This is a genomic window from Marinomonas mediterranea MMB-1 (assembly GCF_000192865.1).
In the GTDB taxonomy this organism is placed as follows: domain Bacteria; phylum Pseudomonadota; class Gammaproteobacteria; order Pseudomonadales; family Marinomonadaceae; genus Marinomonas; species Marinomonas mediterranea.
Map to the genome: position 1 here is coordinate 258,475 of NC_015276.1, position 16,564 is coordinate 275,038.

At 43.9% G+C, this 16,564-nt stretch carries 18 protein-coding genes and 1 pseudogene; 18 read left to right on the top strand and 1 reads right to left on the bottom strand.

The features are described from left to right. Positions 1 to 5: 5 nt before the first annotated feature. From rplF to rplQ, 12 genes are all read left to right on the top strand, one after another. The gene (gene rplF, locus MARME_RS01280; protein WP_013659463.1) at positions 6 to 539 is read left to right on the top strand and encodes a 50S ribosomal protein L6; all 534 of its coding nucleotides are present in this window, start codon (positions 6 to 8) and stop codon (positions 537 to 539) included. A gap of 10 nt (positions 540 to 549) precedes the next feature. Further along, a complete protein-coding gene (gene rplR, locus MARME_RS01285) occupies positions 550 to 900 on the top strand; it encodes a 50S ribosomal protein L18 (protein WP_013659464.1) in 351 nt (116 codons plus the stop codon). Positions 901 to 910: 10 nt separating this feature from the next. Continuing rightward, positions 911 to 1,411 carry a 30S ribosomal protein S5 gene (rpsE, locus tag MARME_RS01290; protein WP_013659465.1) on the top strand — a complete coding sequence of 167 codons (501 nt, stop codon included), beginning with the start codon at positions 911 to 913 and terminating at the stop codon, positions 1,409 to 1,411. A gap of 6 nt (positions 1,412 to 1,417) precedes the next feature. Then, on the top strand, positions 1,418 to 1,603 hold the full coding sequence (gene rpmD, locus MARME_RS01295; RefSeq protein WP_013659466.1) for a 50S ribosomal protein L30: 186 nt from the start codon (positions 1,418 to 1,420) through the stop codon (positions 1,601 to 1,603). Between the two features lies 1 nt (position 1,604). Then, positions 1,605 to 2,039 carry a 50S ribosomal protein L15 gene (rplO, locus tag MARME_RS01300; protein WP_013659467.1) on the top strand — a complete coding sequence of 145 codons (435 nt, stop codon included), beginning with the start codon at positions 1,605 to 1,607 and terminating at the stop codon, positions 2,037 to 2,039. Then, positions 2,040 to 3,371, top strand: coding sequence for a preprotein translocase subunit SecY (secY, locus tag MARME_RS01305; protein WP_013659468.1), 1,332 nt, complete (start codon positions 2,040 to 2,042; stop codon positions 3,369 to 3,371). It begins immediately after the preceding gene. A gap of 19 nt (positions 3,372 to 3,390) precedes the next feature. After that, positions 3,391 to 3,507, top strand: a complete 117-nt coding sequence (gene rpmJ, locus MARME_RS01310; protein WP_013659469.1) for a 50S ribosomal protein L36 — start codon at positions 3,391 to 3,393, stop codon at positions 3,505 to 3,507. 121 nt (positions 3,508 to 3,628) lie between these two features. Continuing rightward, positions 3,629 to 3,985 carry a 30S ribosomal protein S13 gene (rpsM, locus tag MARME_RS01315; RefSeq protein WP_013659470.1) on the top strand — a complete coding sequence of 119 codons (357 nt, stop codon included), beginning with the start codon at positions 3,629 to 3,631 and terminating at the stop codon, positions 3,983 to 3,985. Positions 3,986 to 4,050: 65 nt separating this feature from the next. Next, on the top strand, positions 4,051 to 4,443 hold the full coding sequence (gene rpsK / locus MARME_RS01320; RefSeq protein WP_013659471.1) for a 30S ribosomal protein S11: 393 nt from the start codon (positions 4,051 to 4,053) through the stop codon (positions 4,441 to 4,443). 14 nt (positions 4,444 to 4,457) lie between these two features. Continuing rightward, positions 4,458 to 5,078, top strand: a complete 621-nt coding sequence (gene rpsD / locus MARME_RS01325) for a 30S ribosomal protein S4 (protein WP_013659472.1) — start codon at positions 4,458 to 4,460, stop codon at positions 5,076 to 5,078. A 39-nt stretch (positions 5,079 to 5,117) separates the two neighbouring features. Next, entirely contained in the window at positions 5,118 to 6,122 is a 1,005-nt protein-coding gene (locus MARME_RS01330; protein WP_013659473.1) for a DNA-directed RNA polymerase subunit alpha, read from the top strand. Positions 6,123 to 6,164: 42 nt separating this feature from the next. Continuing rightward, positions 6,165 to 6,545: a 50S ribosomal protein L17 gene (rplQ, locus tag MARME_RS01335; protein WP_013659474.1), complete on the top strand. Its 381-nt coding sequence runs from the start codon at positions 6,165 to 6,167 to the stop codon at positions 6,543 to 6,545. 1,080 nt (positions 6,546 to 7,625) lie between these two features. On the opposite strand, the gene uvrA is transcribed toward rplQ, so the two are convergent. After that, complete coding sequence (uvrA, locus tag MARME_RS01340) at positions 7,626 to 10,448, bottom strand: excinuclease ABC subunit UvrA (RefSeq protein WP_013659475.1); 2,823 nt, start codon at positions 10,446 to 10,448, stop codon at positions 7,626 to 7,628. A 304-nt stretch (positions 10,449 to 10,752) separates the two neighbouring features. Between uvrA and MARME_RS01345 the strand changes: the two genes are divergently transcribed. The 6 genes and pseudogenes from MARME_RS01345 to MARME_RS01370 all read left to right on the top strand — a co-directional run bounded on the left by MARME_RS01345 (position 10,753) and on the right by MARME_RS01370 (position 16,391). Next, positions 10,753 to 12,111 carry an MFS transporter gene (locus MARME_RS01345; RefSeq protein ID WP_013659476.1) on the top strand — a complete coding sequence of 453 codons (1,359 nt, stop codon included), beginning with the start codon at positions 10,753 to 10,755 and terminating at the stop codon, positions 12,109 to 12,111. A gap of 26 nt (positions 12,112 to 12,137) precedes the next feature. Beyond that, the gene (ssb, locus tag MARME_RS01350) at positions 12,138 to 12,863 is read left to right on the top strand and encodes a single-stranded DNA-binding protein (RefSeq protein ID WP_013659477.1); all 726 of its coding nucleotides are present in this window, start codon (positions 12,138 to 12,140) and stop codon (positions 12,861 to 12,863) included. A gap of 158 nt (positions 12,864 to 13,021) precedes the next feature. Next, the gene (locus MARME_RS01355; protein ID WP_013659478.1) at positions 13,022 to 13,513 is read left to right on the top strand and encodes a DinB family protein; all 492 of its coding nucleotides are present in this window, start codon (positions 13,022 to 13,024) and stop codon (positions 13,511 to 13,513) included. Positions 13,514 to 13,635: 122 nt separating this feature from the next. After that, positions 13,636 to 13,971 (top strand): annotated as a pseudogene (locus MARME_RS01360) (IS30 family transposase); the annotation flags it as partial. Between the two features lie 182 nt (positions 13,972 to 14,153). Beyond that, entirely contained in the window at positions 14,154 to 15,377 is a 1,224-nt protein-coding gene (locus MARME_RS01365) for a beta/alpha barrel domain-containing protein (protein ID WP_013659479.1), read from the top strand. Between the two features lie 60 nt (positions 15,378 to 15,437). Further along, positions 15,438 to 16,391 carry an AEC family transporter gene (locus tag MARME_RS01370; RefSeq protein WP_013659480.1) on the top strand — a complete coding sequence of 318 codons (954 nt, stop codon included), beginning with the start codon at positions 15,438 to 15,440 and terminating at the stop codon, positions 16,389 to 16,391. The last annotated feature ends 173 nt before the right edge of the window (positions 16,392 to 16,564 follow it).

The following is a 16,564-nucleotide window of genomic DNA, read 5'->3' on the forward strand; positions in this document are numbered from 1 at the left end:
TTAGTATGTCTCGAGTTGCTAATAGTCCCGTGACGCTTCCTAGTGGTGTAGAAGCTGCTTTAAAAGGCCAAAATATCGTCGTAAAAGGCGCTAAAGGTTCTTTAGAGCTAGACGTACACACAAGCGTTGAAGTTAAAAAAGAAGAGAGTGTTCTTACTTTTGCAGCACGCGATGGTGCTAAGCAGAGCCGTGCTCTAGCTGGTACTACACGTGCACTAGTAAACAACATGGTTGTTGGTGTAAGCCAAGGTTTCGAAAAGAAACTTTTGTTACAAGGTGTTGGTTACCGTGCTGCTGTTAAAGGCAAGGTGCTAAACCTATCTCTTGGTTTCTCTCATCCAGTTGACTACGAACTACCAGAAGGTATCACTGCAGAGTGTACTTCTCAAACTGAAATCGTGATTAAGGGCGTTGATAAACAAGCCGTTGGTCAGGTTGCAGCTGAAGTTCGCGGTTTCCGTCCACCAGAGCCATATAAAGGCAAGGGTGTACGCTATGCTGACGAACATGTTCGTCGTAAAGAAGCTAAGAAAAAGTAGGTAAGCATTCATGATCACTAAGAAACAATCTCGAATTCGTCGTGCTCGCAAAGCACGTTTGCATATTCGTGACCTAGGTGCGAATCGTCTTACTGTACACCGTACTCCTCGTCACATGTATGCCCAAGTAATTTCGCCATGTGGTAGCACAGTGCTAGCAAGCGCTTCTACTTTGGACGAAAGCCTACGTTCTGGCGCTACTGGTAACAAAGATGCTGCTTCTAAAGTAGGTGCTTTGATTGCTGAGCGAGCAAAAGAAGCAGGTGTCACTGCGGTCGCTTTCGATCGTTCAGGCTTCAAATACCACGGTCGCGTTCAAGCTCTAGCTGACGCTGCTCGTGAGGCTGGTCTAGAGTTCTAAGGGGAAGCAAATGGCAGTTAATGAACAACAAACTAGCGATCTACAAGAGAAGCTAGTTCAGGTAAACCGTGTTGCTAAAGTTGTAAAGGGTGGTCGTATCTTCTCTTTCACTGCGCTAACAGTAGTTGGTGATGGCAACGGTAAAGTTGGTTTCGGTCGTGGTAAGGCTCGCGAAGTTCCTCAAGCTATTCAAAAAGCAATGGAACAAGCTCGTCGTAACATGGTTTCCGTTCGACTAGACGGTGATACTTTACAATACCCAGTAAAAGCAGCACATGGCGCTTCTAAAGTTTACATGCAGCCTGCTTCACAAGGTACTGGTGTAATTGCCGGTGGTGCTATGCGTGCGGTTCTTGAAATCGCTGGCGTACACAACGTATTGGCAAAATGTTACGGTTCTACAAACCCAGTAAACGTTGTTCGCGCAACGATCAAAGGTTTGCAGGACATGAAAGCACCTGAGCAGGTTGCGGCTAAGCGCGGCAAGTCTGTCGATCAAATTTTGGGGTAATCTGGCATGGCTAATAATACCATCACAGTACAATTGACCCGCAGCCCGATCGGTCGTCTTCCAAAGCACCGTGAAACAGTTAGAGGCTTGGGTCTTAAGAAAGTTGGTCAGCGTCGTGAGCTTGAGGATACTCCAGCGGTACGCGGCATGGTCAATAAAGTTTATTACATGGTTAAAGTAGTAGGAGAATAACATGTTCCTAAATACCATTCGTCCTGGCGAAGGTAGCAAGCATGCTCCTAAACGTGTTGGTCGCGGTATCGGTAGCGGCTTGGGCAAAACAGGCGGACGTGGCCATAAAGGTCTTAAGTCTCGTTCTGGTGGCTCAGTAAAACCTGGTTTTGAAGGTGGTCAAATGCCTTTGCAGCGTCGTCTGCCAAAATTCGGTTTCACATCACGTCAGGCTAAGTATGTTGCTGAAATTCGTTTGAATGAGCTAGCAGCAGTAAATGCTGAAGTTGTAGATTTGGCTGCTCTTAAAGGCGCAGACATCATTGGTCATCAGATCAAAACAGCACGTGTTATTTTGTCAGGTTCTATCGACAAAGCGGTTACTGTTCGTGGTCTTAAGGTGACTAAAGGTGCTCGCGCTGCTATTGAAGCAGCTGGCGGAAAAGTCGAGGAATAAATGGCAAAGCGTGGCTCACTACCAGCTGGAATGCAAAGCGGACTAAGCGAACTTTGGTCTCGTATTCGTTTCGTATTCTTAGCAATTATTGTATATCGTATCGGTGCTCATATCCCTGTTCCGGGTATTAACCCTGATAGGCTTTCAGCACTGTTTGATCAAAATGAAGGCACAATTCTGAGTTTATTTAACGTATTCTCAGGTGGCGCACTAGAGAGAATGAGTATTTTTGCTCTAGGTATTCTGCCGTACATTTCTGCCTCGATCATTATGCAGTTACTTACAGTAGTGAGTCCGCAGCTAGAGCAGCTCAAAAAGGAAGGTGAAGCAGGACGCCGTAAAATCACTCAATATACACGTTACGGAACGGTACTCCTTGCATTAGTTCAGTCTGCCTCAATGGCGGTTGGACTAGCAAGTCAGGGTATTTCTTTCAGTTCTGGTATCGAGTTCTACGCAGTTGCAGTCGTAACTCTGGTAGCAGGTACAGTGTTCTTGATGTGGTTAGGTGAACAGGTTACAGAGAAAGGTATCGGTAATGGTATCTCTATCTTAATCTTTGCTGGTATTGTTGCCGGCCTTCCTTCTGCTCTAGGTCAGTCATTTGAATCGGCTCGCCAAGGCGATATAAATATTCTAGCTTTGTTGTTAATTGGTGTGCTAGCCATTGCAACCGTCGCGTTCGTTGTATTCATCGAACGTGGTCAGCGTCGCATTACGGTTAATTACGCTAAGCGTCAACAAGGCAAAAAGGTTTTTGCCGCACAGAAGAGTCATTTGCCACTAAAAGTAAACATGGCTGGTGTTATTCCACCTATCTTTGCTTCTAGTATCTTGCTATTTCCAGCTTCAATTGGCCAATGGTTTGGTCAAGGGGAAGGTATGGAGTGGCTGCAAAATGTTTCGTTGGCTCTAGCTCCTGGGCAACCGCTATATGTGCTGTTGTTTGCGATAGCAATTGTATTCTTTTGCTTCTTTTACACAGCGCTGGTGTTCAACCCTAAAGATGTGGCAGATAACTTAAAGAAATCCGGTGCGTTTTTGCCGGGAATTCGTCCAGGCGATCATACAGCTCGATATATCGATGGTGTAATGACACGATTGACACTGTTTGGTGCGTTGTACATCACTCTTGTGTCGCTAATGCCTCAGTTCTTTGTAGTCTTGTGGAATGTTCCATTCTATTTCGGCGGTACTTCAATGTTGATTGTAGTTGTCGTGGTAATGGACTTTATGTCTCAAGTACAAAGTCACTTAATGAGTCATCAGTACGAGTCATTAATGAAAAAGTCTAATCTGACTGGTTATGGTCCAAATGGCCTAATGCGTTAAGCATAGGTTGGAGTTGAACATGAAAGTACGTGCATCTGTAAAAAAAATCTGTCGTAACTGCAAGGTCGTTCGTCGTAACGGCTCAGTTCGAGTAATTTGTAAAGCTGAACCTCGTCATAAGCAACGTCAAGGTTAATTGAGTTATTACTCGATGATGGGATAGGGTGGTTGATTTTTGTCCGAGAATTGGGCATAATCTGCCGCCCTTGTAAAAGCAAAGTGATGAGTTAATCATCCATAACAACGGAGTAAAGTGAATGGCTCGTATAGCCGGTGTCAATATTCCTGACAATAAACATGCGGTCATTTCTCTGACTTACATCTTCGGAATCGGTCGCACACGTTCTCGCTCTATATGTGCAGCAACTGGTGTTGCTGAAACTGCGAAGATCGGTTCTTTGAGTGATGAAGTCCTTGACCAACTACGTGGTGAAGTTGCTAACTACACTGTAGAAGGTGATCTACGTCGTGAAGTCAGCATGTCTATCAAACGTTTGATGGATCTAGGCTGTAATCGCGGTATTCGTCATCGCCGCAGCTTACCAGTTCGTGGTCAACGTACCAAAACGAACGCTCGTACACGAAAAGGCCCTCGTAAGCCAATTCGTAAGTAATATTAACGCGTTTCGCTTTAGCTAAGAGAAAGGCTAAAGCTGAGCATTAGATAGGAAAGTGCAATATGGCTAAGCCAGCAGCGCGCAGCACCAAGAAGAAAGTCAAAAAGACGGTTGTCGACGGTGTTGCTCATGTACACGCGTCGTTTAACAACACGATCGTGACTATCACTGACCGCCAAGGTAACGCTCTATCATGGGCTACTGCAGGTGGATCAGGCTTCCGTGGTTCTCGTAAGAGTACACCATTCGCAGCTCAGGTTGCGGCAGAACGAGCTGGAGCAGTTGCTCAAGAGTTCGGTCTTAAAAACGTAGACGTAATGATCAAGGGCCCTGGTCCTGGTCGTGAGTCCGCAGTACGTGCATTAAATGCATTAGGTCTGCGCATTAACAACATCACAGACGTGACGCCAATTCCACACAATGGTTGCCGTCCGCCTAAGAAACGTCGCGTTTAAGAGGAGACAGACACATGGCTCGTTATTTAGGTCCAACTTGTAAGCTGTCTCGTCGTGAAGGCACAGATTTGCTTCTTAAGAGTGGCGCTCGCGCTCTTGAATCAAAATGTAAAGCAGAAACGGTTCCTGGTGTGCATGGTGCACGTCGTGGTCGTCTATCTGATTACGGCCTTCAGCTTCGTGAAAAGCAAAAAGTTCGTCGTACATACGGCGTATTGGAAAAGCAATTCCGTAATTACTATAAGCACGCAGCTCGTATCAAAGGTGCGACTGGTGAGAACCTTCTACAACTTCTAGAATCTCGTCTAGATAACGTTGTATACCGCGCAGGTTTTGGTTCTACACGTGCGGAAGCCCGTCAGCTAGTAGGTCACAAAGGCATTCTAGTGAACGGCGAAACGGTTAACGTTGCATCTTACCAAGTTAAAGCTGGTGATGTTGTTTCTATCCGTGAAAAAGCTAAGAAGCAGTTGCGTATACAAAACGCACTAGAGCTATCTAAAAATCGTACTTCTATCCATTGGATTGAAGTAGACGCTACTAAATTGGAAGCAACTTTCAAAGCTGCTCCAGAGCGTGCCGATTTGTCAGCTGAAATTAATGAGAACCTAATCGTCGAACTTTACTCTAAGTAATAGTTAATTGACGATTAGGATAATGAAATAGGTGGATCTATGCAGCGTTCAGTGAGCGAATTGTTAACCCCACGCAACATTGAAGTACAGGAAATTAGCAGTACTCGCGCTAAAGTGACGCTACAACCACTAGAACGTGGTTTTGGTCACACTTTGGGTAACGCGTTACGCCGTATACTGCTGTCTTCAATGCCTGGTTGTGCAATTGTCGAGGTTGAAATCGACGGAGTATTGCATGAATACAGTGCGATTGAAGGGGTAAAAGAAGACGTAATTGAAATTCTTCTTAACCTTAAAGGAGTTGCGATCGCTCTACACGGGCAAGATGAAGCAACTCTGACTTTGAGTAAAAAAGGCCCAGGTGTCGTAACTGCTGGTGATATCCAGTTAGTAACGGACTCTGAAATATCTAACCCAGATCATGTTATTGCGCACTTAGATGACACTGCAGAGTTAAACATGCAGATCAAAGTCGCTCGTGGTCGTGGTTATGAGCCTGCTGACGCTCGTGTTGCCAGCGACGATGAGACTCGTCCAATAGGTCGTTTGCAACTGGATGCCTCTTTCAGTCCTGTTCGCCGTGTGGCTTACAGTGTTGATAATGCTCGTGTTGAGCAACGTACTGATTTGGATAAACTTGTCCTAGACATCGAATCTAATGGTACTATCGACCCTGAAGAAGCAATTCGTCGTGCAGCGACTATTCTTCAACAGCAAATTGCTGTCTTCGTAGCGCTTGAAAGCGAAAGCGAAGCAGTTGTTGAAGAAGAAGAGGATGAAATTGATCCGATTTTGCTACGCCCGGTTGATGATCTTGAGTTAACTGTTCGCAGTGCTAACTGTCTGAAGGCAGAAAATATTTACTATATCGGTGACCTAATCCAACGTACTGAAGTTGAGCTTCTTAAGACGCCTAACTTAGGTAAGAAGTCGTTAACCGAAATTAAAGATGTTTTAGCACAGCGCGGTTTGTCTTTGGGTATGCGTCTAGAAAACTGGCCACCGGCTAGTTTAAAAGACGACAGCAAGGTACTAGCTCGCTAGGTCATTGTTCCATGACCACCGTAGTTTGGTAAGGAATTAAAAATGCGTCATCGTAAGAGTGGACGTCACTTAAACCGTACTAGCTCTCATCGTAAAGCGATGTTCAAAAATATGGCTGCTTCTTTATTCGAGCACGAAGTTATTAAAACTACGTTGCCGAAAGCCAAAGAACTTCGTCGCGTTGCTGAGCCACTAATCACATTGGCGAAAGAAGATTCCGTTGCGAATCGTCGCCTTGCATTTGCTCGTACTCGTAGCAAAGATGCAGTTGGTAAATTGTTCTCAGAACTAGGTCCACGTTACCAAAACCGTCCAGGCGGTTACGTACGTATCCTTAAGTGCGGTTTCCGCGCTGGAGACAACGCACCAATGGCTTACGTTGAATTGGTTGATCGACCAGTTGCGGAAGCAGAAGCTGAGTAATCAGTTCTCGAAATACCAAAAAACCGGACAATAGTCCGGTTTTTTTATGCCCGAGATTTATCCCCCCAAGTCCGTGCGTCACATGCTTTGCGCTTGTGTTTGCTTTCGCTTTCGCCTCCGTTGAGTAAAGAAACGCCACCTTAAAGCCTGCACTCTAAGTTTTAGCTGTGACAACTCATAGATGCTGAGTCGAATGCAGAACAACTGTCTTGGGTTATTTTTTCCTAGATTAGTGATCAGTTAGGTCGTGATGGTGACTCGTCGCCATCCTGCGCGCGCTCTGCCGCAAACGTGCTAGATCTAAATATGTGTTCGTTCTTTCTTTCCGAATGGTTCAATGTCTTAAATGCGGTTCTTATATTATCCACAGCAGTAAAATTAGCAATGAAAAGGTAGATTGTTGAAAACCCTGTTTATAACCTGATTAATTCCTACACAACTGTCTAATAGGCAACGAGATAGAATATTGTGGATAGATCTAAGAAAGGTGTAAGAAGTCCACTGACTTTGGCATGTGGATAACGCTTTTTTTATTCTAGGTAAGTCTTGCTGTCTAGTATTGAGCCTATTGGCAAGAAAACTTACGAAGAGTAAAAAGAGCGCGAATTTAACCTTAAGTACGCCACGTCTTTTTAGTCTCTCGACGAAGTAGCCGACCTTCGTTAGGAGTGATTGAAAGGTGTTAATATTCCCGCTCATTCTCGCCTTAATAAGCTGTATCTCAAAAAGGACTCAAGCCTATACGATTTATTCGTATCCTCTCTAGCTACTTTGTTGTTAGAAACCATATGATTGAATAGATACAGAAAGCGATCACAGCCAAAAGTCGTACACAGTATCTGTGACATAGATAGACTTGCGGGCTCTTTAGATAAAAACTATCTTGTAACAACTATGTGGATAAAACACGATTTAGATAAGAGCTCAGGCGATACCGGCTAATTAGATAAAAGCGCATTAAAGAAGAGACATTGAGAGCACAGCAGTCGCGCAAAAACTAAACTTATCCACCAACTAACTTGAATGTTAAGTCGGTGGATAAGTTAGTACAGAGCTTTTTCTAGGAACTATCGCACTATGCTAAGAAAGCATCGGTTTTAAGAATCGAGCGGTATGTGAACCCTCGTGTTTAGCTACTTTTTCAGGTGTTCCTTCCGCAATAATATAGCCACCGCCGCTGCCACCTTCCGGCCCAAGATCCACAATCCAATCTGCTGTTTTGACAACGTCCAAATTGTGTTCGATTACAACGATGGTATTTCCGTGGTCACGTAAGCGATGCAATACCTTAAGCAGCTGCTCTATATCCGCAAAATGAAGCCCCGTTGTTGGTTCATCAAGAATGTACAGCGTTTTGCCTGTATCGCGCTTAGAAAGCTCTTTAGCTAGTTTCACTCGCTGTGCTTCACCACCCGATAGCGTCGTCGCAGCCTGACCTAGTCGGATATACCCAAGACCCACGTCAATGAGAGTCTGTAGCTTACGCGCAATAGAGGGCACCGGATCAAAGAACTCACGAGCGTCTTCGATGGTCATTTCCAAACATTCGTGAATGTTTTTGCCCTTATAGTGGATCTCCAATGTTTCACGGTTGTATCGTTTGCCCTTACAGACATCACAAGGTACATAAACGTCAGGTAAAAAGTGCATTTCTACCTTGATCACACCGTCGCCCTGACAGGCTTCACATCGTCCGCCTTTCACGTTAAAACTAAATCGTCCCGGCTTGTAGCCGCGAGAGCGAGCTTCCTGAGTGGCAGAGAATAATTCACGCATTGGTGTGAAGATGCCTGTATAGGTCGCAGGGTTTGAGCGCGGAGTACGTCCAATTGGGCTTTGGTCAATATCGACACATTTATCAAATAAGTCTAGACCGTCTATTTTTTCGTATGGCGCGGCTTTGAGCGTTGTTGCACCATTGAGTGCCGTAGCTGCAAGCGGGAAGAGCGTGCCGTTAATCAGTGTTGATTTACCAGACCCTGAAACACCCGTTACACATGTCATCACACCATACGGTATGTTCAACGTAACGTTATTTAAGTTGTTGCCTTTAGCACCATGTAGCGTGAGATGTTTGCCTTCTTTCGCTGGGTGGCGTAAAGCAGGAACCTCGATCTTACGCACGCCGTTTAGATATTGCCCCGTCACGGATTTTTCACACGCCATAATATCTTCTGGCGTTCCGCTGACAATAACTTCACCGCCGTGTACGCCAGCACCCGGGCCGATATCGACCACGTGATCAGCGATACGGATTGCGTCTTCGTCATGCTCGACAACAATGACAGTATTGCCAAGGTCGCGTAAACGAGTCAACGTTTGAATGAGACGCTCGTTATCCCGTTGGTGAAGACCAATTGAAGGTTCGTCCAGAATGTACATGACACCCACAAGACCCGCGCCAATCTGACTGGCGAGGCGTATGCGTTGTGCTTCGCCGCCTGATAACGTATCCGCCTGTCGGTCTAAGGTTAAATATTCAAGGCCAACGTTAACTAAGAATGTGAGTCGGTCTTTGATTTCTTTTAGTATTTTCGACGCGATTTCGCCTTTAGCGCCGGTCAGCTGTAGCTCATCGAAATACTTCAAGCATTCCGCGATAGGCAGCTTAACGACCTCGGGCAATGTCTCTTCGCTGATAAAGACATTGCGAGCGGCACGGTTTAGTCGAGAGCCGCCACAATCGCTACACGGCTGAATGCTAATATACTGAGAAAGATCGTCTCGTACGCTTTCTGACTCGGTCTCGCGATAGCGTCGTTGTAAGTTTGGAATTACACCCTCGAAGACATGTGAGCGCGTCATCTTATCGCCACGTTCATTGATGTATACGAAATCGATCTTATCTTTTCCAGAACCAAAGAGAATCTTATCTTGGAACTTTTTCGGTATGTCTCGGTACTTGGATTCGATATCAAAGTCATAGAAATTCGCCAACGCATTGAGTTGCTGGAAGTAAAAAATACTTCGTCGACCCCAACCGCGAATGGCCCCCTCTGCAAGCGTCAGCGATTCGTCCTGAATGACTCTCTCAGGGTCGAAGACCTGATGCGTGCCTAACCCATCACACGTCTGACATGCGCCATTAGGGTTATTAAAAGAGAAGAGTCTCGGTTCAAGCTCGGTTAGGCTGTAACCACATACGGGACAGGCAAATTTACTGGAGAAAATATGTTCGTCTTTGGGCTCGTCCATGTTGATGACTTTGGCGATACCATCGGACAGCGCCAAACAGGTCTCGAACGATTCGGCTAAACGCAACTTTAGATCCTGACGGACTTTAAAGCGGTCAATGACGACTTCAATCGTGTGTTTTTTATTTTTTTCTAACGCAGGGGCGTCATCTAAATCGATCACCAAACCATCGATCCGCGCGCGGATAAAGCCTTTAGATAGCAGATCGCTAATCGTATGTAAGTGCTCACCTTTTCTGTCTTTTACGATCGGCGCGAGCAGCATCATCTTACTTTCTTCTGGAAGAGATAAGACCTTATCGACCATCTGAGAGATGGTTTGTGCTTCGAGTGGCTCTCCATGGTCGGGACATCTAGGCTGGCCCGCTCGTGCGAATAAGAGTCGAAGATAATCGTAGATTTCGGTAATTGTCCCCACGGTCGAACGTGGGTTATGAGACGTTGACTTCTGCTCAATCGAAATCGCAGGTGACAGACCTTCGATATGATCAATATCTGGCTTCTCCATCATGGAAAGGAACTGCCGAGCGTAAGTGGACAAAGACTCTACATAGCGACGTTGTCCTTCCGCGTACAAAGTGTCAAACGCCAGCGAGGATTTACCAGAGCCTGAGAGTCCGGTAATAACAACCAACTTGTCGCGTGGAATGTCTAAATCCACATTCTTCAGGTTATGAGTGCGCGCGCCGCGCACAGTAATGGTATCCATGAGTCTCCTACCAAATATGGGTAAAACAGGAAAATTTTAATCTGTGTATAATAACTGTCTATTTTTACAGTAGTTAAAATAGAGCTTCAACGGTATTTTTAGTAAAATCGCTCATCTTTTTTAATTTACCCTAGGGCTAAAAAGGCAAAGCGTAAGTCATCACCCTTCTCAAGCTTATACGCGAGTACGATGAATTTGGGCGTATTTTTGAAGAAATATCCTTTATCTTCAATCACTTGTTAGGATGTCGGCACGTATCTAAAACGCTGTATAACCCCTTTTCAGGCTATAATTTAGGCTTATTATGGATCTTATTGAACGTCGTTCTGTATTGGCGCTCGCCTTGGTGTATCTATTTCGCATGTTGGGCTTATTTCTTATTATGCCCGTTATCAGCATTGCAGCAGATGACTTAAGTGGTGCAAGCACTGCATTAATTGGTGTTGCGATCGGTATTTATGGTTTTAGTCAGGCAAGTTTGCAAATCCCAATGGGGATGATGTCAGACCATTTTGGCCGAAAACCTATTATCTTTATCGGTTTGATCCTATTTGCATTGGGTAGCCTTATTTGTGCCAACGCAGACGATGTGTATCAACTTATTACTGGACGGGCAGTGCAGGGAGCTGGCGCCATTGCTAGTACGTTAATGGCATTGTTAAGTGATGTCACCCGAGAACAAAACCGAACCAAAGCCATGGCGACCGTTGGTATCAGTATTGGTGCCTCGTTTATGATTTCTCTGGTGTTGGGGCCTTGGTTGTTTGACCTAGTTGGCTTAACCGGCTTGTTCTATTTATCTTTCGCGTTTTCTATCGTCGGTATTGGCTTAATCTTGTTTGCAGTGCCCAATGTCACACAACACAGCTTTAAGCGAGACACGACGCCAAGTAAAGTAGCTTTAGCGCGTGTGTTAAAAAACGGTCAGCTGCGCTTTTTAAACATCAGCGTCTTATTATTGCATGCTTCGTTAACCGCTTTGTTTGTCGCGATTCCGACGATTTTGTTGGAGCGTTTTGACTTAGCACTGGGGATGCACAGTGTTTTGTATTTAGTGGTTATGGGGCTTGCATTTATTGGCATGTTGCCTCTGGTGATCATGGCCGAAGCACGCGGTAAAATGAAATTAATATTATTGATTGTCATCGCGACAATCGGTATTTCCACATTACTTATGGGCTGGACTACAGTATTATGGGTGTTTGCAGTTTGGGTGTGTGCGTTCTTCATCGCCTTTAACACGCTTGAAGCGACCTTGCCTTCTTTGATCAGTAAATTGGCCCCTGTTGGTTACCGTGGTACTGCCATGGGTGTGTTCTCAACACATCAGTTTATGGGCGCGTTTCTAGGCGGGGTTGGTGGCGGATGGTTAGTTCAGCACTATGGAATGCAAGGCCTCTTTACAGTGGTTGGCTTGATCTGGTTAGCTTGGCTTATTATCGCCAGCCGTCAGCCTGCACCAAAATCGCTAAGTAGTTTAGCATTCAGCCTGCCCGATCTAACGGATGCAGAGTTGGAGGCATTTAAAAGGGAATTAGAGCGTATTCAAGGAGTGGAAGACATGCAGATTTTTACGGATGAGCAAACGGCTTATCTCAAGATAGACAAAAAACGGTTAGACAAAGAGACACTGAAGCGCGTAGCGCCTCAAGTGTCAATTTAGAATAGAGTTTCTGGAGAACGAACGTCATGGCACGTGGAATTAACAAAGTAATTATAATTGGTAATGCGGGTAGTGATGCAGAAGTACGCTACATGCCTTCTGGTGCAGCCGTGGCAAACGTCAGTTTAGCAACGTCTGAAAGCTGGAGAGACCGTCAAACAGGTCAAATGCAAGAGCGTACTGAATGGCACCGTGTTGCGTTCATGGACCGTGGTAACTACCGCTTGGGTCAGATCGCTGGCGAATACATCAAAAAAGGCTCTAAAGTCTACGTTGAAGGTTCATTGCGTACGCGTGAGTGGGAAAAAGACGGCATTAAACGTTACACTACTGAAATCGTAGCGAACGAAATGCAATTGCTAGACGGTCGTGCAGACGGCCAACAAGGCGGTTACGACAACAACATGGGCGGCGGCTTTGGCGGTCAACAAGCACCTCAACAGGCTCCGCAACAAGCGGGTGGCTTCAACCAGCCACAACAGTCTGCGCCACAAGGCGGCTTTAACCAACCTCAAGGTGGTGGCTTCAACAATCAACCACAGGGCGGCGGTTTTAACCAGCCACAATCTGCACCTCAGCAAGCGGCACCACAACAGCCACAATCATTCGGTAGTTGGGGTAACCAACCGCAACAGCCTGCAGCAAGTGCACCTGCTCCACAAAGCGCACCGCAGCAAAAAGCGCCTGAGCAAGCTAAGCCACAGCAGCCTGCACCAAACTTTGATGACTTTGATGATGATATCCCGTTCTAAGGAATATCGAGTTTAGAGTTAGATCAATAGAAGCCTCGCATTTGCGAGGCTTTTTTATAAGGGAGAGTTAGAACCATTGTTCTTATTTCGAGTCAGCTCTCTTTATAGTTATTCAAGTAATTTCAATGACTATTTCTGAGTTCATAGGTACGTGTTTTATGATTTCACAAGAGTATTGCCAAAGATTGTCTCGTTATAATGCTTTGATAAATGAGCAGTTATTCGCAGCATGCGCTCAACTGCCTGATAAAGAGCGAAAGGCTGATTGTCAGCTGTATTTTAAGTCCATTCACAGTACGTTGAATCATATTTTATATGGCGATATTGCGTGGATCTCTCGATTTATCGGCGATGATAGTAAAATACCGGAACTTGGACGAGAGCTTTATGGTGACTATGATGCTCTTCGGGATGCTCGCTTTCGGTGGGATAGAGAAATTAAAAAATGGTCTGATCAGATAGATGAGGCGTGGTTAGCTGGTGAATTCTCTTTTATTAGTAAAGTAGATAATCTGAAGCGGTCCAAGCCCGCATGGTTATTAGTGACACATATGTTTAATCATAGTACGCATCACCGAGGTCAGATTACTTCTATATTGAGCCAGCGTGGAATCGATTATGGCACTATGGATATACATTTATTATTGTAATATCAGGCTAGGAGACCTGTAATCCTAGCCTGATATTAGTGTTGTTGTTCCAATCTACTTTAGAAACGGATCTTCTGAATCCTATATGTGATGTCATCTCATTTGCTATACCAACTTGATCTGTTGCCCAAGCGACAATAGAGTTGTTAATGCCCTTTAAAGATCAAGTGCATACGATTACAGCAGACAACGGTAGAGAATTTGCTCATCATGCTAAGATTGCAGAAGCGCTGGATACCAAAGTCTATTTTACCCGCCCTTATAGCTCTTGGGAGCGCGGCGCGAACGAAAACAGTAACGGTCTTTTAAGGTAATATGTGCGTAAAGGAGCAGATTTAAGAGAGATTGAAGATGACATGATTCACTGGGCGATGACGAGAATCAATTATCGTCCAAGGAAGTGTTTAGGGTTCAAGCAGCCAGCGGTCGTATTTAAAGAGATGTGCTTAGTGGCTTGAAATAAAAAGTGTTGCACTTCGAACTTGAATTTAGGCCTCATCTGAAAAGCTTAATCATATCTTCTGCATATTATATGTTATTGACGTAATTTATTTACTGTGAAAGAATAAAAAATCGCGGTCATATATGACATGTAAAGCGACGGATATATTTAATGGATTAAAAAAAGGAAATCATGCATATGAATGCTAATCTTTATTATAAAAACCTCCGGTTTAACAATTTCCCTGTTCCATTCTTAGTTGATGAAACACTTCGAGAAGGTGTTGAACGTTGCCCTTTTCCAATCTCTGTTGAATCTAAAATGCAACTTTTAGAAAAAATGACAGAGGCTGGAATAAGAGATTTTATTGTAGGGTGTGGGCCAGAAAAGCCAGATGTCTGGGAAGCTCTATTCAAGTATCGGGAGGCTAATAGAATCCCGAAAGACACAGAAGCGTCATATATTATATTACTTAATTGCTGGGAAACTGCATTTGACTATTTTAAAAAAGGAAATTTCAATCCAGATTGGATAAAAGAAACTACGTTTAGCTTTGGGATGATTAATTACAGAGAATCTCAAGGGACTTTCAAAAAGGCTGTGGACGCATTTAGAAGCTTAGGGGCTGGAAAGTTTAAAGCCAGTGTTCTAAATAATTTTAGAAATGGTGTTGAACCTGAAAAATATGCTGAGATATGTAGACAAATAAATAATGCTCTGGAACTCGGTGTCAGCATCATACGCATTAATGATTCGGTGGGATCAATGCAGCCTCATATAACTCACCAGTTGTGCTCTACTTTAGTCAAGGACTACCCTAAAACCATTTTCTGCTTCCATGCCCACAATGATACAGGGCTAGCACTTGCAAATGCGATGGCGTCTATCCAAGCTGGTTTCCAAATGATCGAAGGTTCTTTAGCTGGCTTCGGAAACCGTTCTGGAATCGCTCCTATGGAGCAAGTCCTTAATATGTGCAGAGTGAATAATATTAAAGTGGGACGTCAGCCTATTGATATGAAAAAGTTGCTAGAAGCTGCTTTATTAAGTGAAGATATATTTATGCAAGCTCCAAATGTATTCCGACCAGTAAGCGGTGCAATGGAAACAGACTCTAATTTTGGTGTGTTAAATATTCCAGATTTTTTAGGTGTACCTGATAAGAAAAACTACTTTGTTAATTATCCAGGACTTCACCCCGACACTATAAAAATGGCTTTTAAAAAGTGTGAGATAAAAAACATCTATACAGAAGAAGAAATCTTGGAAGGTATAGATAAGTTGAGGAGTATTATGGAAACTGAAATACATTCTATAACTGAATCCTATCAAGATATGAAAAGTTCAGTTTACCGCTTCTATCATGAAAATTCATGGGGTTACGAAAAACTTTCTAAAAACTTCATTGATATTATGAAATAACCCTCATATGGGTGAGAGTTTTCTGATATCTCGCCTTTATTCACCTTTAATGGATTTAATATGTTTTCTATCGTCTTTCCAATATTTATGGTCATATTTATTGGTTATGTATTCGGCCGTTTTCGTAGTTTCCCCATAGGTTCTGATAAGCTACTAAACGACTATGTATTATATATATCCCTCCCCGCACTGTTGTTTATTGCTGTCGCGAATGCTGATCCTGTAGAGTTATTGCAATGGGAGTTTGTATTCGCAACTTTAGGTGGTATTGCTGTCGCGTACCTTTTAGGAGTAATTCTAGGATCATTAAGACAGTTTAGTCACACTCAGTCGTCTTTAGTTGGTATGGCCGCCTGTTATGGTACAACAGGATATATGGGAGTTCCTATTGCTGTATCTGTATTTGGAGAACAAGCGGCAGTACCTGCAGCAATTGCTACTATACTACATAATATTCCGGTAATTATGACGGTTATCATTACTCACGACATCGCTGCTAAAGCTTCTCAGGATAATGGCTCTTTACTTGATAGTCTCGTTGGTGCCGTAAAAACAACATTTTTAAATCCGCTAACACTTGCCGTTATTGCCGGTGGAGCGGTATCATTTTTATCTTTAGCCATTCCACCAATGATCCAGTCATTTACTACCTTTTTGGCGGGCGCATCTGGTCCAACCGCCTTATTTGCACTTGGGCTTGGGCTTGCAAAACTAGAAAGTAAAGACAGCACGTCATTGCGTAATATTGCCTTTTTAAGCCCGATTATCATTACAAAAGTGTTGGTTCAGCCCTCTGTTACTTTTGCGATTGGCTATTTTATTTTTGGGCTAACACTCGATAATATCTGGTTTATTGTCGCTGTTCTGATGTCTGCTCAACCAATTGGTGCAGGTGTCTATGTCTTCGCGAATAAGTACAACTTTTTTAAGGATGAAGTTGCGGTTTCAATCACCATATCTCTTATCATTACAGTGATGTCTCTCTCATTTTTGTTGGAGTATCTAAAAACTTAGCGTTATTGAAAGTCCCAACGATCTATGAGTAGATCGTTAGTTAAGTCCACATGAAAAATTGTGGACTTAACTGATTTTTTGTAGCGAGATGAATGATAAAACGGGTTAGAGTTTAGGTAGTCACCCCTAGATAACTTTTAACCTATTGAATCTAATATATTTTTATAAGATAG

Coding starts and splice junctions, on each gene's coding strand:
- rplF (WP_013659463.1), top strand. CDS start 6: ATGTCTCGAGTTGCTAATAGTCCCGTGACGCTTCCTAGTGGTGTAGAA.
- rplR (WP_013659464.1), top strand. CDS start 550: ATGATCACTAAGAAACAATCTCGAATTCGTCGTGCTCGCAAAGCACGT.
- rpsE (WP_013659465.1), top strand. CDS start 911: ATGGCAGTTAATGAACAACAAACTAGCGATCTACAAGAGAAGCTAGTT.
- rpmD (WP_013659466.1), top strand. CDS start 1,418: ATGGCTAATAATACCATCACAGTACAATTGACCCGCAGCCCGATCGGT.
- rplO (WP_013659467.1), top strand. CDS start 1,605: ATGTTCCTAAATACCATTCGTCCTGGCGAAGGTAGCAAGCATGCTCCT.
- secY (WP_013659468.1), top strand. CDS start 2,040: ATGGCAAAGCGTGGCTCACTACCAGCTGGAATGCAAAGCGGACTAAGC.
- rpmJ (WP_013659469.1), top strand. CDS start 3,391: ATGAAAGTACGTGCATCTGTAAAAAAAATCTGTCGTAACTGCAAGGTC.
- rpsM (WP_013659470.1), top strand. CDS start 3,629: ATGGCTCGTATAGCCGGTGTCAATATTCCTGACAATAAACATGCGGTC.
- rpsK (WP_013659471.1), top strand. CDS start 4,051: ATGGCTAAGCCAGCAGCGCGCAGCACCAAGAAGAAAGTCAAAAAGACG.
- rpsD (WP_013659472.1), top strand. CDS start 4,458: ATGGCTCGTTATTTAGGTCCAACTTGTAAGCTGTCTCGTCGTGAAGGC.
- MARME_RS01330 (WP_013659473.1), top strand. CDS start 5,118: ATGCAGCGTTCAGTGAGCGAATTGTTAACCCCACGCAACATTGAAGTA.
- rplQ (WP_013659474.1), top strand. CDS start 6,165: ATGCGTCATCGTAAGAGTGGACGTCACTTAAACCGTACTAGCTCTCAT.
- uvrA (WP_013659475.1), bottom strand. CDS start 10,448: ATGGATACCATTACTGTGCGCGGCGCGCGCACTCATAACCTGAAGAAT.
- MARME_RS01345 (WP_013659476.1), top strand. CDS start 10,753: ATGGATCTTATTGAACGTCGTTCTGTATTGGCGCTCGCCTTGGTGTAT.
- ssb (WP_013659477.1), top strand. CDS start 12,138: ATGGCACGTGGAATTAACAAAGTAATTATAATTGGTAATGCGGGTAGT.
- MARME_RS01355 (WP_013659478.1), top strand. CDS start 13,022: ATGATTTCACAAGAGTATTGCCAAAGATTGTCTCGTTATAATGCTTTG.
- MARME_RS01365 (WP_013659479.1), top strand. CDS start 14,154: ATGAATGCTAATCTTTATTATAAAAACCTCCGGTTTAACAATTTCCCT.
- MARME_RS01370 (WP_013659480.1), top strand. CDS start 15,438: ATGTTTTCTATCGTCTTTCCAATATTTATGGTCATATTTATTGGTTAT.